This window comes from Leclercia sp. W17 (genome assembly GCF_003336325.1).
Taxonomy (GTDB): Bacteria; Pseudomonadota; Gammaproteobacteria; order Enterobacterales; family Enterobacteriaceae; genus Enterobacter.
The window spans coordinates 800,660-827,616 of the sequence record NZ_CP031101.1 but is presented as its reverse complement, the minus strand read 5'-3'; the positions used below and the strand labels follow the sequence as shown (position 1 = coordinate 827,616).

Here is a 26,957-nt window from a genome sequence, read left to right as displayed (position 1 = left end):
CCCTCCAGTAGTTGTTATTAGTGTAAGGTTGGTTTGCGCACTTCCGGCGCAGTGGGCTGAGTCCGCGTAAAGGTATCGTGGCAGAGCAATGACGCGACGCGCACATACTCAATGATCTCTTCGAGGGACATTTCCAGCTCTTCCTGGTCCTCTTCCTCGTCGTAGCCCAGCTGTGCAATGTTGCGCAGATCGTCGATCGCTTCTCCGGCTTCGCCCGTCACCTTTTCAAGTTTAGGCTGCGTTACGCCCAACCCCAACAGGTAATGGTTAACCCACCCGGCCAGCGCATCGGCGCGATCGAACACGCTAACGTCGTCGCCATCAGGCAGATAAAGCTGAAAAAGGAAGCCGTCATCTTCCAGCGCATCGCTGATTGCGCCATGCATACTGCGCAACGCCTGGGCCAGATCGTGACCAAACGCCAGACCTTCGTTCGTCAGGTCGTGAACCAGCGGCAGCCATGAGCTGTCGTTGTTTCCACCACACAGCATCCCGCTGATCAGACCGTGCATTTCAGCAGGTGTTAAACCCACGCCCTGCTGGTTCAGTAACTGGCTAACGTCGTTGTAGCCAGGCATTTCGTTCTGTATAGACATGCGCATTCGTCATCATTGGGAGGAATATTCATGGTATGCTACCACTTTGGACCCTGGTGAACCAGAATAGGGCTTGTATCTGCGCACCAGGGTAGCTATAGTGTCGCCCCTTCGCAGCCCCCGGAATCGGGTGTGAAGGCAGCGCAGTCAAACAGCAGGAAGGTGGCATGTCTGCACAACCCGTCGATATCCAAATTTTTGGCCGTTCGCTGCGAGTGAATTGTCCGCCTGAACAAAGGGATGCTTTGAATCAGGCTGCGGATGATTTGAATCAGCGGTTGCAAGATTTAAAAGAACGCACTAGAGTCACAAATACTGAGCAGCTGGTTTTCATCGCCGCGTTGAACATCAGTTATGAATTGACTCAGGAAAAAGCGAAGACCCGCGAATACGCGGCGAGCATGGAACAACGCATTAAAATGCTCCAGCAGACCATTGAACAGGCATTGCTTGATCAGGGTCGCATTACTGACAGACCGGGGCAAAACTTTGAATAACACTTCATGGTCTACTATGGTAGAGTGACCCTGAAGGAAAAATTTCTCTGAGATGTTCGCATGCGGGCCAGTCCCCTGAGCCGATATTTCATACCACAAGAATGTGGCGCTCCATGGTTGGTGAGCATGCTCGGTTCGTCCGAGAAGCCTTAAAATCATGACGACACATTCACCTTGAACCAAGGGTTCAAGGGTTACAGCCTGCGGCGGCATCTCGGAGATTCCCTCACCTTTCTACCCAGCGACTACCATGACGCAACTTCCTGAAGTTCCTGCCACACGTCAACACATTCGTCAGTTTATTCGTCAGCAACGCAGAGCCCTAACGCCTGAACAGCAAGCCCATTTCGCGCAGCAAGCCGCGGCCCGCATGATGGCGTATCCGCCTATGGTCATGGCGCACACGGTGGCCCTGTTTCTCTCCTTTGACGGCGAACTGGATACCCAGCCGCTGATCGATGAACTCTGGCGCACCGGGAAAAAAGTCTATCTGCCTGTACTCCACCCTTTTAGCCCGGGTCATCTCCTGTTTCTGCACTATCACCCTCACAGCGAACTGGTGGTGAATCGTCTGAAAATCACCGAGCCGAAACTGGACGTGCGCGACGTATTGCCGCTGGATCAGTTGGACGTGCTGGTGACGCCGCTGGTGGCGTTTGATGAGAGCGGCCAGCGTCTGGGTATGGGTGGTGGCTTTTACGATCGCACGTTGCAGAACTGGCAGCAGTACGGTTTACATCCCGTGGGCTATGCGCATGATTGCCAAGGGGTTGAAAAGTTACCGGTGGAGAAGTGGGATATCCCGCTGCCTGCGGTGGTGACGCCTTCCAGGATTTGGCAGTGGTGAAAAAAGCCGGGTGGCGGCGTCGCCTTACCCGGCCTACACAATCCGTAGGCCCGGCAAGCAAAGCGCCGCCGGGCAGCAGACCGCACTAAATCAGTAAAGCAGACGCGCGCGAATCGTGCCCGGAATGGCTTTCATCCCCTGCAGCGCTTTCTCTGCAACGTCTTCATCCGCTTCGATATCGATAACCACATAACCCATCTGCGCGTTAGTTTGCAGATACTGTGCGGCAATGTTGACCCCCTGCTCGGCGAAGATCTGGTTAATGGCCGTCAGCACGCCCGGACGGTTTTCGTGGATGTGCAGCAGACGGCGTCCGCCGTGCAGCGGCAGAGAGACTTCCGGGAAGTTGACCGCAGAGAGGGTGGAACCGTTGTCGGAGTATTTGCTCAGCTTACCGGCCACTTCAAGACCGATATTTTCCTGCGCTTCCTGCGTGGAGCCGCCAATGTGCGGAGTCAGGATCACGTTATCAAACTCGCACAGCGGCGAGCTGAATGGATCGCTGTTGGTCGCCGGCTCGGTCGGGAAGACGTCAATGGCCGCCCCCGCCAGATGTTTGCTTTTCAGGGCGTCACACAGGGCAGGAATATCCACCACCGTACCACGCGCGGCGTTGATCAGCAGCGAGCCCGGCTTCATCAGCGCCAGCTCTTCCGCACCCATCATGTTTTTGGTGGAGGCGTTTTCCGGCACGTGCAGGCTCACCACGTCGCTCATGTTGAGCAGATCGGAGAGATGCTGAACCTGGGTGGCGTTACCCAGCGGCAGTTTGCTTTCAATGTCGTAGAAGAAGACGTGCATCCCGAGCGATTCGGCGAGAATGCCCAGCTGCGTGCCGATGTGGCCGTAACCGATAATCCCCAGCTTTTTACCGCGCGCTTCGAAAGAGCCGGAGGCGAGTTTATTCCAGATCCCGCGGTGCGCTTTGGCGTTGGCTTCAGGAATGCCGCGCAGCAGCAGCAGAAGTTCGCCGATGACCAGCTCCGCCACGGAACGGGTGTTGGAGAATGGCGCGTTGAATACCGGGATACCGCGCTTCGCGGCAGCATCGAGATCGACCTGGTTGGTGCCGATGCAGAAGCAGCCAATCGCCACCAGTTTTTCTGCCGCGGCAATAACCTCTTCTGTCAGGTGGGTACGGGATCGCAGGCCGATGAAGTGGGCATCACGGATCGACTCTTTCAGCTGTTCGGTATCCAGTGCACCTTTGTGAAATTCGATGTTGGTGTAACCCGCCGCACGAAGGCTATCCAGTGCTTTCTGATGCACCCCTTCGACCAGCAGAAATTTAATTTTGTCTTTCTCCAGTGATACCTTTGCCATTTCCCCGACCCTGTCTGATTGTCTGAACTGTTGTTGTGCTGGATTGAAATCCACTCCCGCCAACATATCAAAAAAAACTATTGCAGCAATATGAACGTTTGCGTCGGCACTCTGAAGAAATGTCATACAGCCGCAATTGGCAGTGAATTATTCTGTGGAGCAGGAGGAAAGCGGCAGGATCGTCAGGGGAGGGTTATAAATGTGACACAAGTCACCAAATATCGCTTTTGCAAAAATAATTAGCGGGGGGAAGCTCCCCCCGTCAGATCATTTCATGATGGTTTTCACGCCTTCGGCGGTGCCAATCAGCGCGACATCCGCGCCACGGTTGGCGAATAACCCTACAGTTACTACGCCTGGCAGGCCATTGATAGCGTTTTCCAGCGCCACGGCGTCGAGGATCTCCAGACCGTGAACATCCAGAATCACGTTACCGTTGTCCGTCACCACGCCCTGACGGTATTCCGGGCGTCCGCCCAGCTTGACCAGCTCACGGGCAACCGCGCTGCGCGCCATCGGGATCACTTCAACCGGCAGCGGGAATTTGCCAAGGATATCCACCTGCTTCGAAGCATCGGCGATACAGATGAACTTGTCCGCAACAGAGGCGATGATTTTTTCGCGCGTCAGCGCCGCGCCGCCGCCCTTGATCATCTGCATATGGCCGTTGATTTCATCCGCGCCATCAACGTAGATACCCAGGCGGTCGACTTCATTCAGATCGAAAACGGTAATGCCCAGGCTTTTCAGCTTCTCCGTGGATGCATCGGAGCTGGAAACCGCGCCCTCGATCTGCCCTTTCATCGTGCCGAGCGCATCAATAAAGTGTGCTGCCGTTGATCCTGTGCCCACGCCGACAATGGTACCCGGCTGTACATACTGGAGAGCGGCCCATCCTACTGCTTTTTTCAGTTCATCCTGCGTCATGATCTCTTGCCCGTGGTGATTTTGCGTGACGCGCATTATAGAGCATTCACCTGCGCCATGTGATCTGCAAGGTCACCAATTTCGTCTGTATCAAACATAAATTTATGTCATAGTGCGAAGTATTGAATCATTTGGGAGTCAGCCAGAGCAATGAAACGTCCGGACTACAGAACATTACAGGCCCTTGATGCCGTTATTCGTGAACGCGGATTCGAACGCGCAGCACAGAAGCTGTGCATTACCCAGTCCGCCGTTTCGCAACGGATCAAACAGCTTGAGAATATGTTCGGGCAGCCGCTGCTGGTTCGTACCGTGCCGCCGCGTCCCACCGAACAGGGGCAAAAACTGCTGGCGCTGCTGCGTCAGGTTGAGCTGCTGGAAGATGAGTGGCTGGGTGACGAACAGACCGGCTCCACGCCGCTGCTGCTCTCTCTCGCGGTCAACGCCGACAGCCTGGCAACCTGGCTGCTGCCTGCCCTCGCCCCGGTGCTGGCCGATTCGCCTATCCGGCTGAATTTGCAGGTGGAAGACGAAACCCGGACTCAGGAGCGTCTGCGTCGCGGTGAAGTGGTGGGCGCGGTCAGTATCCAGCCTCAGGCGCTGCCAAGCTGCCTGGTGGATCAGCTGGGGGCGCTGGATTATCTCTTCGTCGCCTCCAAAGCCTTTGCTGAACGTTACTTCCCGAATGGCGTCACCCGCGCGGCGCTGCTGAAAGCGCCCGCCGTGGCGTTTGACCATCTCGATGATATGCATCAGGCGTTTTTACAGCAGAACTTCGACCTGCCGCCCGGCAGCGTACCCTGCCATATCGTTAACTCATCAGAGGCCTTCGTGCAGCTGGCGCGTCAGGGCACAACCTGCTGCATGATCCCGCATCTGCAGATCGAGAAAGAGCTACAGAGCGGCGAACTGATCGACCTGACGCCAGGCCTGCACCAGCGCCGTATGCTCTACTGGCACCGCTTCGCGCCGGAAAGCCGGATGATGCGCAACGTCACCGATGCGCTGCTGGCCCACGGCCATAAGGTCCTGCGCCAGGACTAATAAAAAAGCCGGGTCGCGTTAACGCTCACCCGGCTTTTTATTGCTGCTAAACAACCATTACGGTGCTTTTGTCGCCGTATCCGGCTGCTGCGCTTGCTGCTGCACCTGTGGAGTCTGCTGGCTCTGCTGCTGACCCTGTGCAGGCTCCAGCTGGAACACCACGTCAACCTGATCGTCGAACTGAATCGTTGGCTGCTCGTAGGTATCCTGCGCGGAGACCGGCGCCGCTTCCGCTTTCATCATGCGCACCATCGGGCTCGGTTGGTAGTTAGAGACGTGGTAACGCACGCTGTATACCGGCCCCAGTTTGCTGTTAAAGCCAGAAGCCAGCTGCTGCGCCTGATGCAGGGCGTCATCAATCGCCGCTTTACGCGCTTCGTCTTTATACTTCTCTGGTTGCGCAACGCCCAGGGACACGGAACGGATCTCATTCAGACCCGCTTTCAGCGCGCCATCGAGCAGAGAGTTAAGTTTATCCAGCTGACGCAAGGTCACTTCGACGGTACGTACCGCGCGATAACCTTTCAGGATGCTTTTGCCATTCTGATAGTCGTAATCTGGCTGGGTGCGCAGGTTAGCGGAATTGATATCTTTCTTCGCTATGCCATTCTGCTCAAGGAAAGAGAGATATTGCGCAACGCGATCGTCTGCCTGTTTCTTGGCGGTGGCCGCATCTTTGGCCGCCACGTTAACTTCAATGGCAAGGGTAGCGATATCCGGCACTGCATCCACGCTTGCGGTTCCGGAAGTGACAATATGCGGGCTGTCAGGCAGCTCACTGGCCTGAGCGGATACTGCGCCAAAACCCATTAATGCCGCCAGGGCGATTACATTCAACTTCACTTTAATTCCTCCATGTTGCGAAGAGTGCCCAGGTAACAGGGCGCATGCCAGCAAGCTTAGCGACTGCTGGCCGAATGTCCATAAGACAACGCTTAGTTGAATAGTTCACGAATGTGATGAATCCCCTCTTTCGCCAGCTGGAAGGCAATAAACCACATCACCACGCCGACCAGGCCGTTAATAATGCGCTGGGCTTTGGCGGTGCGCAGGCGGGGTGCCAGCCATGCAGCGAGCAGCACCAGACCAAAGAACCAGAGGAAGGAGGCGCTCACGGTACCCAGCGCGAACCAGCGCCTCGGCTCAGCATCCAGCTGCCCTCCCAGGCTGCCCAGCACCACAAACGTATCGAGATAAACGTGCGGGTTAAGCCAGGTCACCGCCAGCATGGTGACGATAATTTTCCAGCGCCCCTGCTTCATGACTTCAGCGCTGGCCAGCTCAATATTGCTGCCCAACGCCGTTTTCAGGGCGCCAAAGCCATACCAGAGCAGAAAGGCGACGCCGCCCCAGGTGACCAGTGCCAGCAGCCAGGGAGACTGCATCAGCAGCGCGCTACCGCCAAAAATCCCGGCACAAATCAGCAGCATATCGCTTAGTGCGCAGAGCAGCGCGATCATGATGTGATATTGACGTCGAATGCCCTGATTCATGACGAAGGCATTTTGCGGGCCGAGAGGCAGGATCATCGCCGCGCCAATCATAAGCCCCTGAATGTAAAAAGATAACATGGAAACTAATCTCAAAAATGTGTCTTAGGGGCTGACTATACTGCGGGAGAATAATAAGAGGAAATGGATAATATTAATTGGCAATAAGGGAAGCTAATAAAACCCGGTACGCATTGCGCGCACCGGGTTAAGGTAAAACCTTATTCCGATGGTTCTTTCACCCGCTTGAAGTTCACATCCATCTGCGGATACGGGAAGCTAATGCCGTTGGCATCGAAGTCGCGTTTGATGCGCTCCAGTACGTCCCAGTAAACGCTTTGCAGATCGCTACTTTTGCTCCAGACGCGCACCACAAAGTTGATCGATGAAGCGCCCAGTTCGTTCAGACGCACGGTCATGTCGCGATCCTTCAGAATGCGTTCATCAGACTCGATAATATTGGTGAGCAACTGCTTCACTTTGTCGATATCCGAGTCGTACGCTACGCCAATAATGAACTCATTACGACGCTCAGGTTCACGTGAGAAGTTGATGATGTTATTAGCGATAATCTTACCGTTCGGGATCACCACGATACGCCCGTCAACGGTGCGTAAGGTGGTCGAGAAGATCTGCACCTGCAGCACGGTTCCGGCCACGCCGCCCAGATCCACATATTCGCCCGAGCGGAACGGACGGAAGGTGACCAGCAGCACCCCGGCGGCCAGGTTCGACAGCGAGCCCTGTAATGCCAGGCCAATAGCCAGACCGGCGGCACCGAGTACGGCGATTACCGACGCGGTCTGTACCCCTACACGCCCAAGCGCCGCGATCAGGGTAAAAGCGATGATGCCGTAGCGCACCAGCGCAGAGAGAAAGTCTGCTACCGTGGCATCAATATGGCGCGCCCGCATCACGCGGTTGACCGCATTAGAAATGATGCGCGCAACAATCATACCGATGATGATAATGACGATGGCCGCCACAATGTTTACCGCGTAACTCAACAGCAACGCCTGATTACGCACCAGCCAGGAGCCCGCGTTATTGATGCTATCTACAACACCGAGATCTTCCATTTATCTTTCCTTATGCACATAAAACACAAATCCGCCCCATGCGGAGAGGAGCAAGTGTGTAAAGGGTAAACAAAAAGCCAACAATATGCCAAGCAGATCACATAAAACAGCCGCTATAGCCAGTTGAAAAGACATAAAAAAAGCCCGCGATTAACGCGGGCTTTTGATGCTGTCAGCAGCTTAAATTACAGAACGTCAACCGCGTTCAGCTCTTTGAAAGCCTGCTCCAGACGCGTCACCATAGAGGTCTGGGCTGCACGCAGCCATACGCGTGGATCGTAGTATTTCTTGTTCGGCTGGTCTTCGCCTTTCGGGTTGCCCAGCTGGCCCTGCAGGTAAGCTTCGTTAGTTTTGTAGTACTGCAGAATACCGTCCCAGGTTGCCCATTGGGTGTCAGTATCGATGTTCATTTTGATAACACCGTAGCTAACGGAATCTTTGATTTCCTGAGCAGAAGAACCAGAACCGCCGTGGAAGACGAAGTTCAGGCTGTTGTGCGGCAGGTTGTGTTTCTTGGAAACGTATTCCTGAGAATCACGCAGGATGGTTGGGGTCAGAACCACGTTACCTGGCTTGTACACACCGTGTACGTTACCGAAGGAAGCCGCGATAGTGAAACGTGGGCTGATTTTACTCAGCTCGGTGTAAGCGTAATCAACGTCTTCTGGCTGAGTGTACAGAGCAGAAGCGTCCATGTGGCTGTTGTCCACGCCGTCTTCTTCGCCACCGGTGCAACCCAGTTCGATTTCCAGGGTCATGTCCATTTTGGCCATGCGCGCCAGGTATTTGGAGCAGATCTCGATGTTCTCTTCCAGAGACTCTTCAGACAGGTCGATCATGTGAGAAGAGAACAGTGGCTTACCGGTCGCTGCGAAGTGTTTTTCGCCCGCGTCCAGCAGACCGTCGATCCACGGCAGCAGTTTCTTCGCGCAGTGGTCAGTGTGCAGGATTACTGGAACGCCGTAGTGTTCAGCCATCTGGTGAACGTGATGTGCGCCAGAGATTGCGCCCAGGATTGCCGCGCCCTGAGGAACGTCAGTTTTCACGCCTTTACCTGCGATAAACGCAGCACCGCCGTTAGAGAACTGAACGATTACCGGTGCTTTAACTTTTGCTGCTGCTTCCAGTACGGCGTTGATAGAGTCGGTACCGACGCAGTTAACTGCTGGCAGAGCAAAGTTGTTTTCTTTAGCTACCTGGAACACTTTCTGAACGTCATCACCAGTGATCACGCCAGGTTTTACGAAATCAAAAATTTTAGACATGTTGCGAGTCCTGTATCTTCGGCCTTGGAAAGGGGCGAGCTCTTAAAAGCGCGCTGAAAATTGGGCAGGTTTCCCTGCCCTAAAATGGCTTACTTCTTAGCGCGCTCTTCGAGCATGGCTACTGCTGGCAGAACTTTGCCTTCCACGAATTCGAGGAATGCGCCGCCGCCAGTGGAGATGTAGGAGATCTTGTCGGAAATACCGAACAGATCGATGGCTGCCAGGGTGTCACCGCCGCCAGCAATGGAGAATGCTTCGCTGTCTGCAATCGCGTTAGCTACGATTTCAGTACCTTTACGGAAGTTCGGGAATTCGAACACGCCAACCGGACCGTTCCACAGAATGGTTTTTGCATTCTTCAGGATTTCAGCCAGTTTCTCTGCAGAGGCGTCGCCCAGGTCCAGAATCTGCTCTTCATTTTTGATGTCAGAAACAGATTTCAGCTCTGCGGTTGCGGTTTCAGAGAACTCGGTCGCGACGCGAACGTCAGTTGGAACCGGGATATCGCAGGTGCTCAGCAGGCGTTTCGCTTCGTCAACCAGGTCTGCTTCGTAGAGGGATTTACCCACGTTGTGGCCCTGGGCAGCAACGAAGGTGTTAGCGATACCACCGCCAACGATCAGCTGGTCAGCGATTTTGGACAGAGAGTCCAGAACGGTCAGTTTGGTGGAAACTTTAGAACCACCAACGATAGCAACCATCGGACGAGCAGGTTCTTTCAGTGCTTTACCCAGCGCATCCAGCTCAGCGGCCAGCAGAGGACCTGCACAAGCGACGTCGGCGAATTTACCGATACCGTGGGTAGAAGCCTGGGCACGGTGAGCGGTACCGAATGCGTCCATCACGAATACGTCGCACAGTGCAGCGTATTTTTTGGACAGGGTTTCGTCGTCTTTCTTCTCGCCTTTGTTGAAGCGAACGTTTTCCAGAACAACCAGCTCACCTTCAGCAACTTCCACGCCGTCCAGGTAGTCTTTAACCAGACGTACCGGGCTGGACAGTTTGTCTTTCAGGTAATTAACAACCGGCAGCAGAGAGAATTCTTCGTTGTACTCGCCTTCGGTCGGACGACCCAGGTGGGAGGTTACCATCACTTTTGCACCCTGCTTCAGTGCCAGTTCGATGGTTGGCAGAGAGGCACGGATACGCGCGTCGCTGGTTACTTTCCCATCTTTAACCGGTACGTTGAGATCCGCACGGATGAAAACGCGTTTACCTGCCAGATCCAGATCGGTCATCTTAATTACAGACATGGTGAATCCTCTCGTTGATTCTTAAAGTTTTGCAGACGCAATACGCGTCTTACCTGAAACCTTGTGCGGCCATGGCTAACGTGGTGTCGAGCATCCTGTTAGCAAAGCCCCATTCATTATCACACCAGACCAGCGTTTTGATCAGGTGCGCCCCACTCACTCGCGTTTGGGTGCCATCAACAATAGCGCTATGCGGATCGTGGTTAAAATCTACTGAGACCAACGGTAATTCCGTATAGTCAACTATACCATGAAATGCTTGCTGTGCCGCCTTTTGCAGCAACAGGTTGACCTCACAGGCTTTTACCGGTTTTTTTACGGTAACACTGAGGTCGATCGCCGTCACGTTGATGGTAGGTACGCGGACGGCGATAGATTCAAAACGATCTTCAAACTGCGGGAAAATTCGGCTAATACCGGCCGCCAGTTTGGTGTCCACCGGAATAATCGACTGACTCGCCGCGCGAGTGCGTCGCAGGTCCGGGTGGTAAGCGTCAATGACCTGCTGATCGTGCATGGCTGAGTGGATAGTGGTAACCGTACCCGACTCAATGCCGTAGGCGTCGTCCAGCAGTTTGATGACCGGAATAATACAGTTGGTGGTACAGGAGGCATTGGAGACAATTCGGTGTTCTGCGTGCAACTCGTGATGGTTGACGCCGTAAACCACCGTGGCATCGAGATCGTTACTGCCAGGATGTGAAAAGAGCACTTTTTTTGCGCCAGCCGCCAGATGGGCTTCGCCGTGCTCGCGGTTGCCGTAGACGCCGGTACAATCGAGAACCACATCTATACCCAGTTCACGCCAGGGTAATGCTTCGATCGTCCGCTCATGAAGCACACGGATCACGTCATCACCGACAAGCAGTTGCTCTCTCTCCTGACGAACGTCCCAGGCAAAGCGTCCATGGCTGGTGTCATATTTCAATAAATGCGCCATGCCTGCGGCATCCGCCAGTTCATTGATGGCCACCACGGTAATTTCCGCCCGGCGTCCGGATTCATATAAAGCACGAACCACGTTACGTCCGATGCGACCGAAACCATTAATCGCTACGCGTACGGTCATAAGTCTCCTGCAAAGCTTTCCCTGACACGAGGTGGCTGACAGAGTAATGCAGCAACGCGCTGAGGGGAATCCTTGCCTGTCACAAACTCCAACTGATTGGTCATTTGTCGAACGTTTAATCGACTGAAACGCTTCAGCCAGAATAAGCGAAACACGGAATAAAGGAAATGACTGTCCAGAGTAATAAGCCAGCTATATGACACACATCACATTTTAAGTGGAATAATTTACAGAGGTATTACATCTTTGAGGAATAACATGCACAAAAAAGCCGGGTGACGCTGACGCCTGCCCGGCCTGAATATTTTGTAGGCCCGGCAAGCTACGCGCCGCCGGGCACAACCGTGATTACAGCAGTTCTTTCGCTTTCGCGACCACGTTCTCAACGGTGAAGCCGAACTCTTCGAACAGCTGCTCAGCTGGCGCAGACTCACCGAAGGTGGTCATGCCAACGATAGCGCCGTTCAGGCCCACGTATTTGAACCAGTAGTCAGCGATACCCGCTTCGATTGCCACACGGGCAGAAACGGCTTTCGGCAGCACGGATTCACGGTAAGCCGCGTCCTGCTTGTCGAAGGCATCGGTAGATGGCATGGAGACCACGCGCGCTTTCACGCCTTCGCCTGCCAGCTGATCCCAGGCGGCAACAGCCAGTTCAACTTCAGAACCGGTTGCGATGAAGATCACCTGCGGCTGACCGTCGCAGTCTTTCAGCACGTAACCACCGCGAGCGATGTTCGCCAGCTGCTCTTCGGTACGATCCTGCTGAGCCAGGTTCTGACGGGAGAGGATCAGCGCGGTCGGGCCGTCCTGACGCTCAACGCCATATTTCCACGCTACCGCAGATTCAACCTGGTCACATGGACGCCATGTGGACATGTTCGGGGTCACACGCAGAGAAGCAACCTGCTCAACCGGCTGGTGGGTCGGGCCATCTTCGCCCAGACCGATAGAGTCGTGGGTGTAGACCATCACCTGACGCTGTTTCATCAGCGCAGCCATACGCACCGCGTTACGGGCATATTCCACGAACATCAGGAAGGTGGAGGTGTACGGCAGGAAACCACCGTGCAGGGAGATACCGTTGGCAATCGCGGTCATACCGAACTCACGAACACCGTAATGGATGTAGTTACCGGCAGTATCTTCGTTGATCGCTTTAGAACCAGACCAGATAGTCAGGTTTGATGGCGCCAGGTCAGCGGAGCCGCCGAGGAACTCTGGCAGCAGCGGGCCGAAGGCTTCGATCGCATTCTGGGAGGCTTTACGGCTGGCGATTTTAGCCGGGTTAGCCTGCAGCTTAGCGATGAACTCGTTCGCTTTGGCATCGAAGTCTGCTGGCATGTCACCTTTCATACGACGGGTGAACTCTGCCGCTTCCTGTGGGAAGGCTTTAGCGTAAGCGGCGAATTTCTCATTCCATGCCGCTTCTTTCGCCTGACCGGCTTCTTTGGCATCCCACTGCGCGTAGATTTCAGACGGGATTTCAAACGCAGCGTGTTTCCAGCCCAGTGCTTCACGGGTCAGGGCGATCTCTGCGTCGCCCAGCGGTGCACCGTGGGAGTCGTGCGTACCGGCTTTGTTCGGAGAACCGAAACCGATGATGGTTTTGCACATCAGCAGGGACGGTTTGTCGGTCACTGCGCGCGCTTCTTCTACTGCACGTTTAATCGCTTCAGCATCGTGACCGTCAACGCCACGCACCACGTGCCAGCCGTAGGCTTCGAAACGTGCTGCGGTGTCGTCAGTGAACCAGCCTTCAATGTGGCCGTCGATGGAGATGCCGTTGTCGTCATAGAACGCAACCAGTTTGCCCAGTTTCAGGGTGCCTGCCAGGGAGCACACTTCGTGAGAAATGCCTTCCATCATGCAGCCGTCACCCAGGAATGCATAGGTGAAGTGGTCGACGATGTCATGACCCGGACGGTTGAACTGCGCCGCCAGCGTCTTCTCGGCAATCGCCATACCCACGGCGTTAGCAATACCCTGACCCAGCGGACCGGTCGTGGTTTCAACACCTGCGGTGTAACCCACTTCCGGGTGACCCGGGGTTTTAGAGTGCAGCTGACGGAAGTTTTTCAGCTCTTCGATTGGCAGGTCATAGCCGGTGAGGTGCAGCAGGCTGTAGATCAGCATTGAGCCGTGGCCGTTAGAGAGAACGAAACGGTCGCGGTCAGCCCATGCAGGGTTCTGCGGGTTGTGGTTCAGGAAATCACGCCACAGGACTTCGGCAATGTCAGCCATACCCATAGGGGCACCCGGGTGACCGGACTTAGCTTTTTGTACAGCATCCATGCTCAGCGCACGAATAGCATTGGCAAGCTCTTTACGTGAGGACATTTTGACTCCAGATCGGATGTTGAAGGCCATGCCCGTTTCGGCTTGACGACAGCGCGTTTTGGGCTACGCCAGAAAAAAGTGCCAACAATGTAACCCAAGCGACAAAGCATGTACATGGACCATTCTTTTGCCGCTTAAGAAATCTCTGGAACAGGCTCGCACGTTGCGCAATCTTCTCGCCCGCCTTCGTTTATATTCTTTATAATTGGAGCTGCACCCTCCTCCGGGGCGGCAAAACTTTCAGAATTTATCAAGTTTAACGAGTACGGAAGCAACATAATGAAAATGCGTGCAGTAGTGCTGGCTCTGGGAACGACCCTTCTTCTTAGCGGGTGTCAGAATATGAATTCTGGTGGCCTGCTGAGCTCCGGAGCAGAGGCGTTTCAGGCCTACTCCCTCACCGATGCCCAGGTGAAAACATTAAGCGATGAGGCCTGTAAAGAGATGGACGGTAAAGCCACCATCGCACCGGCAGACAGCACTTACGCTCAGCGTCTGAATAAGATTGCTTCAGCACTTGGCGACAACATTAACGGCCAGCCGGTGAACTACAAGGTTTACATGGCGAAAGACGTTAACGCCTTTGCGATGGCTAACGGCTGCATCCGCGTCTACAGCGGATTAATGGATATGATGAACGACAATGAAGTCGAAGCGGTTATCGGGCATGAAATGGGTCACGTTGCCCTCGGCCATGTGAAGAAAGGGATGCAGGTTGCCCTCGGCACGAACGCCGTTCGCGTGGCGGCGGCCTCTGCGGGTGGCATTGTAGGTAGCCTCTCCCAGTCGCAGCTCGGCGATCTCGGTGAAAAACTGGTTAACTCCCAGTTCTCTCAGCGTCAGGAATCTGAGGCCGATGACTACTCTTATGATCTGTTGCGCAAGCGTGGGATTAACCCGTCAGGTTTAGCCACCAGCTTCGAAAAACTGGCTCAACAGGAAGCGGGCCGTCAAAGCTCCATGTTTGACGACCACCCTGCCTCCGCAGCGCGTGCGCAGCACATCCGCGATCGCATGGCGGCAGACGGGATTAAATAATGTACCGCGGAGGCACCTGCGCCTCCGTTGAAAAGCCGGGTGGCGGCTTCGCCTTACCCGGCCTACTCAGAACATAATCGCAGTAAACGTAGGCCCGGTAAGCGCAGCGCCACCAGGCACACAGCTAGTACAGCGTTTTCTGCGGCGGCCCGGCAAACTTCAAGGCGCCAATCTGCCCCATTCGCACCTCCACCACCGACGGCCCCGGCATCGCCAGCGCTTCCGTCATCACCGCATCAAAATCTTCAGCTCGCTCAACGCTCCATGCCTGAAGGCCAATCGCCTGGGCCAGCAGGGTAAAGTCCGGCGTATGTAGCTCGTTATAATACTGACGTCCGCCAAAATATTTATCCTGAATGCCGCGCATCACGCCGTAACCGCCGTCGTTCATGATCAGCAGCGTCACGTTGGCTTTCTCCTGCGCCAGCGTCGCCAGCTCGCCTAAATTCAGGCTCAGGCCGCCGTCGCCCACCAGCCCTACGACCTTGCGCTGCGGATTGGCAATCGCAGTACCAATCGCCATCGGCAGCCCCATGCCAATCGCCCCGGCCAGAGAGTGAATGTTCATCAGCGGACCGTTGGCGCGGAACAGGCGGCTGCCCCACAGGCTGCCGGAAACGGTGATATCACGCACCAGCAGGCCATCCTGCGGCAGCGCTTTCTCGATGGCATCGTTGAGCTTCGCATAGGCACCACACTGCTCGCGCAGACCCTGCTCGGCTTGTTCCACCGCCTGCTGGACCTGCATGTCCCACTGCGCGTTACCCCATTCACGCCCCTGCGCTTTTGCAGCCAGCGCGTTAAGCAGCGTTGAACAATCGGCTACCAGCGTTTTATCCATCAAATAGTTACGGCTTGCCGCCGCCGGGTCGATATCGATCTGCACCCGCGGGTAAGGCAGCTCCAGCGTCCAGGAACGGGTTTCGTTGCTGCGCAGGCGTGAGCCCGCCACCAGCGTAAAATCACACCGGGCGATCAGTGCCTCCACTGACGGCGAGTTATGGAAAGCCCGCAGGCTGGCGCAATGGCTGTCCGGCAGCACGCCGCGCGCGTGGGTGCTGGAGATCACGGTGATACCCGCATCCGCCAGTTTTTTCACGGCGTCAGCGCTTTCCAGCGCCCCGCCACCCAGCCACAGCAGCGGCTGTTTCGCCTGCTTCAGCTGCGCCCAAAGCGCATCAACCATGCTGGCATCTGGCGCTGAAGCTGACACCGGTTTTACCGGCGCCGTCACCAGCGACAGCGGAATTTTCGCCCCCTGAATATCAATCGGGATTTCCACAGAGACCGGCCCGCACGGCGGCGTCTGTGCCTCCTGAATCGCTTTATGGAGAATCGCTATCGCCTGGTTGGCATTGCTGATGCGATACGCCCGTTTCGAACTGGCCTTCAGGAAGGTCAACTGGTCGCGGGTTTCGTGGATAAACCCGGTGTCGGCATCCAGCCAGGCTTTTTCCACCTGTCCGGTTAAATGCAGCAGCGGCGTGCAGGCATTCATCGCCTCCACCAGCGCGCCTACCGCGTTACCTGCCCCTGCCCCGGTACTGGTCAGCGCCACGCCGAGGCCAGAGAAACGCCCGTGGGCGTCGGCCATGGTGACGGAACCGGCTTCGCCACGCGCGGGTACGAAGCGGATATTGCCGCGCTGCCCTACCGCATCGGCGATGGGCAGGTTGTGAATGGAGATGACGCCGTAGATGGCCTCAACCTGATACTGCTCCAGCGTTCTGGCGATGGCGTCGCCGACGGTTATCATTTCGCTCATTGCTCACCCTTTCTTAGTCGCACCAGTGGTTGACGCTGTTACCCGTCGCCAGATAAATGCTCTTTTGTTGCATCCAGGCTTTCAGCCCCTGAATGCCCTTTTCGCGGCCCAGACCGCTCTCTTTAAAGCCCCCGAACGGGGTCGAAATCGCAAAGACCTTGTAGGTGTTGATCCACACCGTGCCCGCCTCAAGCTGCTCGCTTAAGCGCAGCGCGCGTCCGGTATCCCGCGTCCAGATCCCGGCAGCCAGACCATATACCGAGTCGTTCGCCTGCTGGATCAACGCCGCTTCATCGTTAAATGGCATCGCCACCAGCACCGGGCCGAAGATCTCCTCCTGACAGGCGCGGGCATTGTTACTCAGCCCTTCGATAATCGTTGGCTGGAAGAAGCTGCCGTTTGCAAGATTGGGATCGGCTGGGATCTCCCCGCCGCACAGCACGCGGCCCCCTTCGCGCTTCGCCAGCTCGACGTACTCGATCACGCTCTGGCGATGCTTATCGTTGATCAGCGGCCCGACGTGGGTGCCGTCGGTAAACGGATGCCCCACGCGCAGGCCGCGGGTTAACTCCAGCAGCCGCGCCATCAGCGGCGCGTAAAGGCTTTCGTGGATAAACAGCCGCGACCCGGCGATACAGGCCTGTCCCGCCGAGCTAAAAATGCCGTAGCAGATCCCGCGCGCGGCCTGCTCGATATCCGCATCCTCGAGCACGATGGTCGGGGATTTACCGCCCAGCTCAAGAGAGGCCGGGATCAGCTTTTCCGCCGCCACGTGCGCCAGATGACGGCCCGTGGTGGTGCCGCCGGTAAAGGAAATCTTCCGCACCTTAGGATGGCGCGCCAGCGCATCGCCAATGACCGAACCTTTGCCCGGCAGTACGCTCAGCAGCCCGGCGGGCAGCCCGGCCTGCTCAAAGATGCGCGCCAGCTCCAGCGCCATCAGCGGCGTCGCTTCGGCGGGCTTGAGGATCACCGCGTTTCCGGCGGCAATGGCCGGAGCGACTTTCTGCATCTCGCTGGCAATCGGCGAGTTCCACGGCGTGATGGCCGCCACCACGCCAAGCGGCTCATAGCGACTCAGGGTCAGTAAATCCGGCTGGCGCGGCGTCGGAAGCTCCCCTTCCAGCAACTCACAGGCGGCGGCGAAGTAGCGTGCCGTTCCCGCCGCGCTCATCACCAGCCCGCGTGCTTCCGCCAGCGGCTTGCCGTTATCGCGGCTCTGCATCTGCGCCAGCTCGTCGACGCGGGATTCAATCTGATCCGCCACTCTGTGGAGGATCTTCGCGCGCATATGCGGCAGGCTGTTGCGCCACGCGGGATCGCGCCACGCCCGCTCGCCAGCCTCGATTGCGTCATGCAGATCGTCGAGGCTTGCCGCGTTTAAAACCGCGTTGATCGTTCCATCAGCCGGGAAGTGACTCTGCATCGGGTTGCCGCTACCGTGTCGCCACTGGCCGCCGATAAAAATCTTCAGGTTATCCATCGTCACTCCTCAGCTCAGGGCCAGCTCGCGGCAGGCGCGGACCGCGCTCAGTGCCGCCAGGGTGGAGGTTTTCGGGTTAGAGGCAAGCGGCAGCCCGCTCAGCTCAAGATGGAACTCGCCAAACACGCCTTCGACGTGCAGCGTGTGGGTATTGCGTTTCGTGGCCGGATCGACCATCAGCTGTACGCGGGTTTCATCCATCCCGACACCGCCGAGCGCCACGGTCGCCGCCACGTTGGCGTTGGCCGGGAACAGTCGTGCCGCCTCCCGGGCGCTGCCTTCGAAAAAGACCTGCGCCACTGACACCGAATTAAGATCGATAAGCTGTTCGGCGTAGCTGCCGCGCCAGCTGGCCGGGCTTTTACGCGACTGATAGGTCACGCGCTCAAGCCCACCCTCTTTCGCCGCCGCCAGCCCGTCGATACCAGCCACCGCGCCGGAGAGCAGCGTCAGTTTGCCGCCCGCAGCAAGCAGGCGCTGCTCCAGCGCGCTGTCCGCCAGGGCGCCGGTGGAGATCACCGCCAGATGCCAGCCGCGACGCAGAATATCCTCGCCGTACTGCGCCACCGCCTGCTGGCTGGCGCACTCCAGCACCAGATCGGGCGCTTCAGCGCACTCCAGCGGCGAGGTCAGCGCCACCACCGCATCACCAAACTGCTGGCGAATCACCGCGTGGTGAGACTCGCGCGCCACGATCCAGCCGATAGCGACACCGGCAGGCAGGCGCTCAATCACCGCCTGCGCCATCGCGCCAAAACCAATTAACATGATCTTTTTCATGATGCGTCCTTACAGATGGCGGCAGAAGCCGCCGGAAACGTCCAGCGCGGCGCCGGTGGTAAACGAGGCCAGCGGCGAGGCGAGGAACAGAAGCGCCTGCGCGGGCTCCTGCGGCTTGCCGAGGCGGGCCATCGGGATGCCGCGTTTGCGCGCGATCTCCGCCGTCCACTCCGGCCAGCTCTGGCTTTTGTCTGTACGGTTTTCAAAGCGGCGCTGCCACTGGCCGGACTCCACCATGCCGAGCAAGATGGAATTCACCCGAATACCTTTCCCCACCAGCTCTTTCGAGAGCGTCAGGGTCATATTCAGCAGCGCGGCGCGGGCAGCAGAGGTGGCGATCATGTGCTCTTCCGGCTGCAGCGCCAGCAGCGAGTTGACGCAGGTGATGGAGGCGATGTCGGATTGCTCCAGCAGCGGCTGAAACGCCTGCACCGGGTTGATCACCCCGAACAGTTTCAGCTCGGCTTCGTGCAGCCACGCCTCACGCGGCGTGTCATTGAAGTGCGCCACGTAGCCCTGCCCGGCGTTGTTGATCAGCATATCCGCCGCACCAAAGCGCGCATGAACGGCATCCGCAAAGGCTTGCACCTCGTCGGCTTTCAGCACGTCGCAGCGGTAAGAAAAAATCTCCCCGTCGGGGTATTCGTTTTGCAGCGCCGCATGGGCGCTGGCGAGCCGGTCCGGGTCGCGGCCACAGAAGGCCACTTTAGCCCCCTCGCCCAGCAGCAGGCGCAGCGTTTCAAAGCCAATGCCAGAAGAACCGCCGGTGACGACCGCTATGCGCCCATCAATTTGTGCATTCATCGCGCACCTCTTCGTTAATGCGTAAAAGCTGTTGGTTAAAAAACGCGTCGTTGTCGAGATAGCTGGCGTGACCGGCCTGCGGAATGGCGATAAACGGCATGGAGTAGCGCAGCGCCAGCCCCGCTACCCGTTCAGGTTCCGTTATCGCATCATGCTCACCACACCAGACTTCAAATTGGCCTGTGTAGCGTTTCAGCCAGCCGTGAATATCGTCGTGCGCCAGCATCCATGCGGCAGCGAGGTAGCCCTCCGGGCGCAGTTTGCGCATTCCCGCCGCGACGCAACTGACATCCTCCGCCCGCGCGCCGGGACGCAGCAGCTTCGCGGCACGGGTCTGGGCGAGGATTTCGCCGCCCAGCGCCATCTGCTGCTCACGGTTGCGCCAGACCTGCTCACGCTGCTCCGGCGCGGCCTGGCCGTAGCCCTGCGCGGCATCCGCCAGCACCAGATGGATAACGCGTTCCGGGAACTTCGCCGCAAAAGCACTGGCGACCAGCGCCCCCAGAGAGTGCCCTACCAGCACCGCCTGCCAGACGCCCGCCCGATCGAGCATCGCCGCCAGCGCGTCGGCGTAATCTCCGGCGTTTGCCCGTTCAGCTGCCAGCATCGGGCTTTCGCCATAGCCGGGCATGTCCCACGCCAGCACCCGAAAACCGTCCAGCGCCATCTGCTTATGCCAGGAGGCGGCGCCGGAGCTGATGCCGTGCAGCAACATCAGCGGAATGCCGCATCCCTGTTCACGAAATTCCGTCATCGTGCACCCCTTAGTTCCGCTTCACTTTTGAGAGCGGATGATCGGCCGGGTAGGTCGGGATTTCCGGCTTGTTGGTGCCCAGCATGACGCACATCAGCGCCTCTTCTTCCCCGTGGTTAAACAGGCCGCGATAGATGCCCGGCGGGACGGAAATCAGGTCACGCTCGCGCAGCACGGTTTCGGTGTAGTTGTCGCCATCCTGGATCATCAGCGTGATCTGCCCTTTCAGCATGAAGAAGACCTCTTCCACATCGTCATGCAGGTGCAGCGGCCCTTCGCATTTCGACGGCAGTACCATGGTGGAGAAGGTAAAGTGATCCGCCTGCACGGTGTTGGTGTCGTTCGCCACGCCGGTGGCACCGGTGCCGATGTAGCGCATCTGCGCCCGGCGATATTTCGGGTCAAAATCGGCCTGGAACTTCAGTGCGTTCCAGTCATATTTACGCCCTTCGAAGCGCGCGATGCGCGACTCGACCCACTCCTCCATCGTCAGGTGGTCAGGTTTGATGCCAGATTTGTTGGTTACGGTTGAATCAGTCATGACACTCTCCTCAGTAACGTCTCAGCAGCGGCAGTAACAGGACGCAGCCCACCGCCGCCATCACCGCCAGAAAAATCAGCCCGGAATCCATGCTGTGGGTGAAGGCGATAAGCGCCCCCATCACCGCCGGCGACAGCGCGCCCGCAAAGTTTCCCAGCCCGTTGAAGATGCCGCCCGCCGTGGCGCTCACCCGTGGATGGGTGGCCTTTGCCAGCAGGGCGAAAATGTTGGGGGCCCCGGTGCCCCACATAAAGGTGCTGAAGCTCATCGCCGCGATGATGGTCAGCGGGGTGTCGAGGTGCATGACCGCTGCCAGCCCCACCGCTGCCCCCGCCATGGAGATAAAGCAGGCCGCGGCGCGCTTATCGACCCGGTCCGAGAGCCATGCGCCAATCACTTCCCCTGCCAGCATGGCGATAAACGGCATCGACGACAGCCAGCCCGCGTGCTCAAGGTGGATGCCTTTGCCCTTGATGAGGTAGCCCGGCAGCCAGCCGTTGATACCCCACAGGTAGGTCAGGAAGGCGATGTTAAAGATGCAGATGATCCAGAAGTGCGGACTGACGAACAGCTCGCGCCGGGCCGCGCGGCGCTCATCCTGCGATGCCTGAGTGGTGGCCGGTTTCGCATCCAGACGGATCCCCCGCAGACCGATGCGCACGAAGATAAGCACCGGCACGGTCAGCATCGCCATCACGAAGAAGGTGCTCTGCCAGCCGAAGGTATTCAGCAGCCAGAGGGAGAGCGGGAAGCCAATCGCCGCCCCTACCGGAGTGCCCAGCAGCCACAGCATGGTGGCGCGCGCCTGCAGATGCTGCGGGAAGTTGTGGCGCACAATGGCGAAGGCCAGCGGGAAGAGCGGCCCTTCTGCCACCCCCAGCAGGATGCGCAGGACAATCATCAGCGTGTAGTTATGGGTAAAGCCCATCGCCACCATCAGCACGCACCAGATCACCATCATCCCGGTGAGCAGGCGCAGCGGGGCGATCTTGTCCCCCAGCCCGCTTAAAAAGACCGATGAAAAGCCGTAGCTCAGCAGGAAGGCGCTCATCAGAATGCCGAGGCGCGTGGTGTCGAAATCGATGCCCATCGCCTGCTGGAAATGGCCGTCAGAAAAGAGCGCTGCAATGCTGATTTTGTCGAAAAACGCCAGCAGCACGCAGGCCAGCAGCGCCAGCGGGATGGCCCAGCGCACCGCTTTTTCAGGCGTGCGGGTTCCCTCACCGCTCGCCTCAACAGGCGCGGTGTTGGTCTCTAATGTGGTCATGTCTCCCCCTACGGGTGCGGGTTAGCTATCGCAATGACATCAGTGAAAAGGTCGGGTCGCTGAGCGGTACGTCTGACAGATCCCTTCCCGCCGCCATCCAGCGCTTCGCCAGCTTGACGGTGCGCGCATCGTTAAACGCCACCAGCTGCGTCAGCCGCCCGTTCGCATCGAGCGAGAAGAACAGCGAATCGTCCCGCACTATCGTGCTGCTGTCCGGCTGCGGAATGCCGAGGATCTGGATATTGTGCTGGTATTGATCTGACCACAGCCACGGCGCGTCGTCGTAACCTGGCGCATCGGGGTTGAGCATCGCTTTCGCCGTCGCCACCGCCTGATTCTGGGCAAAGGCCCAGGACTGGATGCACAGGCCGTAGTGATGATGCTGGGCCACATCCCCGGCGGCAAAGATGAACGGATCTGCGGTGCGTCCCTGGGCATCCACCACGATCCCGCGTTCGGTTTTAAGCCCGGCGTTGCGCGCCAGTTCCAGATTGAGATCGACGCCGATCCCCACCACCACCGCATCAAAGGTTTCACGCTGGCCGTCGCAGTGGATGACCGGCAGACCGTTATCGTCTTCCAGCTCCAGCGCGCCGCAGCCGGTACGGATCGCCACACTCTGCTCGCGATGAATTGTTGCTAAGCGCTGCGACACCTCGCCGCTCACCGAGCGCATGCAGAGCGCAGGCTGCTGCTCGAACAAGGTGACTGCCACGCCGCTTTTGCGCGCGGAGGCAGCAATCTCCAGGCCGATCCAGCCCCCGCCGATAATCGCCAAGGTTTTACTTTCCGCCAGACGGCTCTTCAGGAGCTGCGCGTCCTGCCAGTGGCGCAGGGTGTAGACCTGCGGGTGCGCCGCCCACGCCTCACCCGGCAGGCGCGCCCGCCCTCCGGTGGCCAGTAAAAGCATGTTGTAACTAAGATGCTCGCCGTTGCTTAAAACAACCGCTTTCGCTTCACGGTCAATGGATTCAGCCCGCAACGGACGATACCAGGTCAGGTTCAGCGCCTGCTGTGCCTCGTCGGTAAACAGCCGTGGGAGCGCCGCGTCCGGCTCCAGCAGAGACGCTTTTGACAGCGGTGGGCGCTCATAGAAATCCCACTCCTCTTCCGCCACCACGCAAATCTCACCGTCGAAGCCCTCGTCGCGCAGGGTTTTAGCCGCCCAGCCGCCCGCCTGGCCGCCGCCGATAATGACAATGCGCGACGTCATACCGCCTCCGGTTTTTTCTGCTGGCGGCGCGTGTCGTGGTCGATGCCGCCTTCCACCGCCCATTCGGTAAAGGAGACCAGCGAATGCTCCAGCTCGCGCGGCTGCCAGTTTTCGGTCAGGTAGTCGTCGTTGGTGTAGTACTCAAACGCGCCGCCGGTCGGGCTGTTGACGTACCAGAAGTAGGCCGACGAGACCGGATGGCGACCCGGCCCAATAAAGGTGCTCCATTCATTTTTATTCATCGCGATACCGCCGCCGATCACCTCGTGGATATCGCGCACGGTAAAGGCCACGTGGTTCAGGCCGCGCTTACGGTTCGGCAATTGCAGCAGGAACAGGTTGTGATGCCCCCCACGCACGCCGCAGCGCAGGAACACGGCGCGGTTGATGTAGCGGTCAGAGACCTGGAAACCGAGCACTTCACGGTAGAATTTCTCCACCGCCGCCAGCTCCTCCACAAAGAAGACCACGTGGCCAACGTTGATGGGCTGGGCGCGGTCGTAAACCGGGCTGGGGGTGTCAATCCGGCGGGCATCGCCCCACTGGTTAATCGGCTCCACGTTCAGCTCCACGTCGGTCTGCTGGCTGACCTGCACGCGCAGCGTCATGCCGTTCGGATCAAGACACTCCAGGGCATCACCCACCTCGCGGAAGCCGGGCTGCCCGGCAAGCTTCGGGCGCAGCGCGTCCAGATCGTTCTGGGTCGCCACCCCCCAGGTCATGCGGCGCAGGGTGTTACCCGTTTCAAACGCCGGGGGCAGATCGGGGCTGTCGATCGGGTTAAGCTCCACGCGCGCGCCGCTCAGGGTGGTAAAACGCTGGCCGCTGGCATCGCCCGTCAGGCCAAAATCACGCATAAATTTGGCGCAGTGCGTCAGGTTCTCAACGCCAAATTCCAGCTTTTCAATTCCGGTTACACTCATCGTTCGTTGCCTCATCTGGCCCAAATTGGGCGTAAAACATGCCCGACGCAGTGAAGCGCCTGACGTTAACTCACTGATTTAACTGGCCTGTGACAAATACCCTAAGAAGCCAGAAATTTTATCCGCCGCCAGACGAACGTCGTTTTGCAGACGTTCGCGGTCGGTTTGCGGGATCTCTTCCGCTGGCACCAGAATGCTGACCACCGCTGCCACGCGTCCGCTTCGGTCATACACCGGGTAGACGATGGAGGAGATGCCGTGGCGGAAGAAGGATTCGCCGATCACATACCCACGGGCTTTGTCCTGCTGCACCATCTGCCACAGGGCTTCGCGGTCATGAAGCTGCCCCGGCGTGTTGCCCGGCAGGCGCTCGTGCGGGAACAGCTGTTCAAAATCGGCGCGGGAAATATCGGTCAACAGCATGCGGCCGAGCGAAGTGCAGTGCACCGGCAGACGGGTGCCGATACTGACCTGATTGATACGTGACCCGGCGGCGCTGACGCGGGCGATGTAGATGATGTCGCGCCCGTCGCGGATCGCCAGATGGCTACTGCACTGGCTGACGTCGCGCAGCTGTTCGATAACCGGCTGGCCCACCTGCGCCACATCCAGCGAGGCGATGTACTCAAAGCCCAGACGCAGCACGTTCATGCCCAGCGAGAAGGTATTGGTGCGTGTGTTGCGCTCCAGAAACCCCATATACTCAAGCGTCTGTACCACGCGGTAGGCGGTGGCCTTCGGCATATCCACCAGCCGGTGCAGCTCGGCAAAGGTCAGATCGCGATGCTGCTCGCCGAAGGCCAACAGCAGCTGTAAACCGCGCTCCAGCCCCGGCACCAGATACTTAACTTCCTGATCGTTTGCCATAATCGCCAACCCTTAGTTAAAGACAAAACCGCCGTTGACCGGGATAAGCTGTCCGGTGATGAACCGCGACAGATCGCTTAACAGCCAGACCACGCTGCCGGTGACATCTTCCGGCTGCTGCGCCCCCGTTAACGCCCGGCCATTTTCATAGAGCTGATGCCGTTCGGCGGGCACATATTCCGTCGCCTCAACGCGGGTTAACCCCGGCGCGATGGCGTTAATACGAATACGCTTTTCACCCAGCTCCCGCGCCATTGAGCGGGTCATGGCAATCACGGCCCCCTTACTGGCAACGTAGGCCATCAGGCGCGGCGCACCCCACAGGGCGGTATCGGAGGCTACGTTCACAATGCCTGCCCCTTCGCACAGCAGCGGCACGGCGGCGCGGGTGACCAGCCAGGTGCCTTTGACGTTGACACTCATCACCCGATCCCAAAGATCCGGATCGTAATCGAGCATGTTTTTGCCGCCGACGCCGGTCGCCATCGCCGCGTTATTCACCAGGCCGTCAATCTGCCCCTGCTCGCCAATGGCGCTGAACACCTGTTCGATGGAATGGGGATCGGCCAGATCGATAACGTGCGATTCGATCGCATAACCCTGTTCGCTCAGCCCGTGGGCGCTTTCAGCCAGCTCGCCTTTCAGGATGTCGCACATCACCACCGCCGCCCCCTGCTCCGCGCAGGCGCTGGCGAAGTGGTAGCCCAGGCCGCGCGCGGCACCGGTTACAACGATGCGTTTTCCGCTCAACAGCCCGTTCATCAGGCGGCTCCCTGCTGCGCGTCGCGCATCGCCAGCTGCTCTTTCGCAGCTTTTTGCATCATGCGGCGCAAGCGGGAGAGGCCGACGTCATGCTGGTAGAGGTATTCATGGTCGCGGGCATTTGGCGCCATGCTTTCCAGCACCACACGATCCTGCTCCAGCACTTCCCAGTGCAGTTTTTCCAGACGGTTGCGGTACATAAAGCGCCACATATCGCGCTGCCAGCCCTGCACGCGGCGGATGCGCCAGAAGAAGACGCGGCAGTTGTCGTTATCTTCCGGCACTACCATACCGACGATAAAGAAGTGGCCGCCCGGTCCGAAACGCTTCCTGTAAGGAATGGAGAGGCGCATCCAGCAGGTGCCGCTGTTGCCCAGCTCCACCCAGTCGAAGTTGACGCCGCTCTGCCCTTTTTTCTCAAAGATGAAGCCGGTTTTGGTCGGCTGGAGCACCATGTCGGCCTTGCGGTCCCCTTCCGCCATCGAGTGCGAGGAGGAGTGCAGATAGGTGCCGTGCATCGGGTCCATCACGTTTTCCAGCGCGTACTGGTAATTGCATTTCCACCCGGCGGTGCAGAGGAAGTTGCTGAAATTTTCCGTGTCGGCGAGTTCATCCGGGAAGGTCAGCTCGTCCGGCTGCTGATCGGCGGTGACGCCAAACCACAGGAAGATGGCGCCGTGCGCCTCCTGCACGTTATAGCTGCGTACGCACTGCTGGCCGACCAGCGGACATTTGTCCACCGCAGGCACATCTTTCACTTCGCCATTGCCTGCCACTTCCACGCCGTGATACCAGCAGGCGATGCGGTCCCCGAGATTCCAGCCCATCGACAGGCGCGCGCCACGGTGCGGACAGCGGTCCTCCAGCGCCTGGACCTGACCATCTTTGTTGCGCCAGACCACAATCTGCTCCCCCAGACGGGTAATGCCCACGGGCGCAGACTGCACTTCCCAGCTCGCCAAAACCGGATACCAGAGGCCGCGCAGACCCTTATCGAGATAATTTTGTACGGTAGTCGTCATCGCGTTGT

26 protein-coding genes and 1 other RNA gene are annotated in these 26,957 nt (G+C 58.2%); 5 read left to right on the top strand and 22 right to left on the bottom strand.

The features are described from left to right. Positions 1 to 17: 17 nt before the first annotated feature. Positions 18 to 596, bottom strand: coding sequence for a YecA family protein (locus tag DVA44_RS04155; protein WP_139156297.1), 579 nt, complete (start codon positions 594 to 596; stop codon positions 18 to 20). 167 nt (positions 597 to 763) lie between these two features. Between DVA44_RS04155 and zapA the strand changes: the two genes are divergently transcribed. From zapA to DVA44_RS04135, 3 genes are all read left to right on the top strand, one after another. Continuing rightward, the gene (zapA, locus tag DVA44_RS04145; RefSeq protein WP_039029820.1) at positions 764 to 1,093 is read left to right on the top strand and encodes a cell division protein ZapA; all 330 of its coding nucleotides are present in this window, start codon (positions 764 to 766) and stop codon (positions 1,091 to 1,093) included. A 41-nt stretch (positions 1,094 to 1,134) separates the two neighbouring features. Next, a non-coding RNA gene (gene ssrS / locus DVA44_RS04140) (6S RNA) lies at positions 1,135 to 1,318 on the top strand. Positions 1,319 to 1,343: 25 nt separating this feature from the next. Next, positions 1,344 to 1,940 (top strand): 5-formyltetrahydrofolate cyclo-ligase, encoded by a 597-nt coding sequence (locus DVA44_RS04135; RefSeq protein WP_114385794.1) that lies wholly within the window; start codon positions 1,344 to 1,346, stop codon positions 1,938 to 1,940. A 90-nt stretch (positions 1,941 to 2,030) separates the two neighbouring features. Here the strand turns inward: DVA44_RS04135 and serA are convergent, their stop codons facing one another. Both serA and rpiA read right to left on the bottom strand, forming a co-directional pair. Beyond that, entirely contained in the window at positions 2,031 to 3,263 is a 1,233-nt protein-coding gene (serA, locus tag DVA44_RS04125; RefSeq protein ID WP_114385793.1) for a phosphoglycerate dehydrogenase, read from the bottom strand. A 267-nt stretch (positions 3,264 to 3,530) separates the two neighbouring features. Continuing rightward, positions 3,531 to 4,190: a ribose-5-phosphate isomerase RpiA gene (rpiA, locus tag DVA44_RS04115; RefSeq protein ID WP_114388369.1), complete on the bottom strand. Its 660-nt coding sequence runs from the start codon at positions 4,188 to 4,190 to the stop codon at positions 3,531 to 3,533. Between the two features lie 150 nt (positions 4,191 to 4,340). Between rpiA and argP the strand changes: the two genes are divergently transcribed. Next, positions 4,341 to 5,234, top strand: a complete 894-nt coding sequence (gene argP / locus DVA44_RS04110; RefSeq protein WP_103822785.1) for a DNA-binding transcriptional regulator ArgP — start codon at positions 4,341 to 4,343, stop codon at positions 5,232 to 5,234. A gap of 57 nt (positions 5,235 to 5,291) precedes the next feature. On the opposite strand, the gene DVA44_RS04105 is transcribed toward argP, so the two are convergent. The 7 genes from DVA44_RS04105 to tkt all read right to left on the bottom strand — a co-directional run bounded on the left by DVA44_RS04105 (position 5,292) and on the right by tkt (position 13,730). After that, complete coding sequence (locus DVA44_RS04105; protein WP_114385792.1) at positions 5,292 to 6,077, bottom strand: oxidative stress defense protein; 786 nt, start codon at positions 6,075 to 6,077, stop codon at positions 5,292 to 5,294. Positions 6,078 to 6,169: 92 nt separating this feature from the next. Continuing rightward, positions 6,170 to 6,805 (bottom strand): arginine exporter ArgO, encoded by a 636-nt coding sequence (argO, locus tag DVA44_RS04100; RefSeq protein ID WP_114385791.1) that lies wholly within the window; start codon positions 6,803 to 6,805, stop codon positions 6,170 to 6,172. Positions 6,806 to 6,945: 140 nt separating this feature from the next. After that, positions 6,946 to 7,803: a small-conductance mechanosensitive channel MscS gene (locus tag DVA44_RS04095; protein ID WP_114385790.1), complete on the bottom strand. Its 858-nt coding sequence runs from the start codon at positions 7,801 to 7,803 to the stop codon at positions 6,946 to 6,948. Positions 7,804 to 7,988: 185 nt separating this feature from the next. After that, positions 7,989 to 9,068: a class II fructose-bisphosphate aldolase gene (fbaA, locus tag DVA44_RS04090; RefSeq protein ID WP_039029814.1), complete on the bottom strand. Its 1,080-nt coding sequence runs from the start codon at positions 9,066 to 9,068 to the stop codon at positions 7,989 to 7,991. Between the two features lie 89 nt (positions 9,069 to 9,157). After that, complete coding sequence (gene pgk / locus DVA44_RS04085) at positions 9,158 to 10,321, bottom strand: phosphoglycerate kinase (protein ID WP_103822789.1); 1,164 nt, start codon at positions 10,319 to 10,321, stop codon at positions 9,158 to 9,160. A gap of 49 nt (positions 10,322 to 10,370) precedes the next feature. Further along, the gene (gene epd / locus DVA44_RS04080) at positions 10,371 to 11,390 is read right to left on the bottom strand and encodes an erythrose-4-phosphate dehydrogenase (RefSeq protein ID WP_114385789.1); all 1,020 of its coding nucleotides are present in this window, start codon (positions 11,388 to 11,390) and stop codon (positions 10,371 to 10,373) included. Positions 11,391 to 11,738: 348 nt separating this feature from the next. Further along, positions 11,739 to 13,730, bottom strand: a complete 1,992-nt coding sequence (gene tkt, locus DVA44_RS04070) for a transketolase (RefSeq protein ID WP_103176897.1) — start codon at positions 13,728 to 13,730, stop codon at positions 11,739 to 11,741. 279 nt (positions 13,731 to 14,009) lie between these two features. Between tkt and DVA44_RS04065 the strand changes: the two genes are divergently transcribed. After that, entirely contained in the window at positions 14,010 to 14,768 is a 759-nt protein-coding gene (locus tag DVA44_RS04065) for a M48 family metallopeptidase (protein ID WP_103176898.1), read from the top strand. Between the two features lie 124 nt (positions 14,769 to 14,892). On the opposite strand, the gene DVA44_RS04060 is transcribed toward DVA44_RS04065, so the two are convergent. The 12 genes from DVA44_RS04060 to DVA44_RS04005 form a co-directional block, all read right to left on the bottom strand. Further along, positions 14,893 to 16,533, bottom strand: coding sequence for a thiamine pyrophosphate-binding protein (locus tag DVA44_RS04060; RefSeq protein ID WP_114385788.1), 1,641 nt, complete (start codon positions 16,531 to 16,533; stop codon positions 14,893 to 14,895). Between the two features lie 13 nt (positions 16,534 to 16,546). Continuing rightward, the gene (locus tag DVA44_RS04055) at positions 16,547 to 18,016 is read right to left on the bottom strand and encodes an aldehyde dehydrogenase (RefSeq protein ID WP_114385787.1); all 1,470 of its coding nucleotides are present in this window, start codon (positions 18,014 to 18,016) and stop codon (positions 16,547 to 16,549) included. Positions 18,017 to 18,025: 9 nt separating this feature from the next. Beyond that, complete coding sequence (locus tag DVA44_RS04050) at positions 18,026 to 18,796, bottom strand: aspartate dehydrogenase (protein WP_114385786.1); 771 nt, start codon at positions 18,794 to 18,796, stop codon at positions 18,026 to 18,028. Positions 18,797 to 18,805: 9 nt separating this feature from the next. Then, a complete protein-coding gene (locus DVA44_RS04045) occupies positions 18,806 to 19,600 on the bottom strand; it encodes an SDR family oxidoreductase (protein ID WP_114385785.1) in 795 nt (264 codons plus the stop codon). Continuing rightward, on the bottom strand, positions 19,584 to 20,354 hold the full coding sequence (locus tag DVA44_RS04040) for an alpha/beta fold hydrolase (RefSeq protein ID WP_114385784.1): 771 nt from the start codon (positions 20,352 to 20,354) through the stop codon (positions 19,584 to 19,586). The genes DVA44_RS04045 and DVA44_RS04040 overlap by 17 nt, the downstream gene beginning before the upstream one ends. 10 nt (positions 20,355 to 20,364) lie before the next feature. Next, complete coding sequence (locus DVA44_RS04035; protein WP_103822797.1) at positions 20,365 to 20,895, bottom strand: cupin domain-containing protein; 531 nt, start codon at positions 20,893 to 20,895, stop codon at positions 20,365 to 20,367. A gap of 10 nt (positions 20,896 to 20,905) precedes the next feature. After that, positions 20,906 to 22,162 carry an MFS transporter gene (locus DVA44_RS04030; protein ID WP_114316837.1) on the bottom strand — a complete coding sequence of 419 codons (1,257 nt, stop codon included), beginning with the start codon at positions 22,160 to 22,162 and terminating at the stop codon, positions 20,906 to 20,908. A 25-nt stretch (positions 22,163 to 22,187) separates the two neighbouring features. Then, complete coding sequence (locus DVA44_RS04025; RefSeq protein WP_114385783.1) at positions 22,188 to 23,375, bottom strand: NAD(P)/FAD-dependent oxidoreductase; 1,188 nt, start codon at positions 23,373 to 23,375, stop codon at positions 22,188 to 22,190. Beyond that, positions 23,372 to 24,298 (bottom strand): VOC family protein, encoded by a 927-nt coding sequence (locus tag DVA44_RS04020; protein ID WP_114385782.1) that lies wholly within the window; start codon positions 24,296 to 24,298, stop codon positions 23,372 to 23,374. Before DVA44_RS04020 ends, DVA44_RS04025 begins: the two co-directional genes overlap by 4 nt. Before the next feature lie 78 nt (positions 24,299 to 24,376). Continuing rightward, positions 24,377 to 25,165: an IclR family transcriptional regulator gene (locus tag DVA44_RS04015; protein ID WP_114316834.1), complete on the bottom strand. Its 789-nt coding sequence runs from the start codon at positions 25,163 to 25,165 to the stop codon at positions 24,377 to 24,379. A gap of 12 nt (positions 25,166 to 25,177) precedes the next feature. Next, positions 25,178 to 25,927 (bottom strand): SDR family oxidoreductase, encoded by a 750-nt coding sequence (locus tag DVA44_RS04010; protein WP_114385781.1) that lies wholly within the window; start codon positions 25,925 to 25,927, stop codon positions 25,178 to 25,180. Then, positions 25,927 to 26,949, bottom strand: a complete 1,023-nt coding sequence (locus tag DVA44_RS04005) for an aromatic ring-hydroxylating dioxygenase subunit alpha (protein WP_114316832.1) — start codon at positions 26,947 to 26,949, stop codon at positions 25,927 to 25,929. Before DVA44_RS04005 ends, DVA44_RS04010 begins: the two co-directional genes overlap by 1 nt. Positions 26,950 to 26,957: the final 8 nt, after the last annotated feature.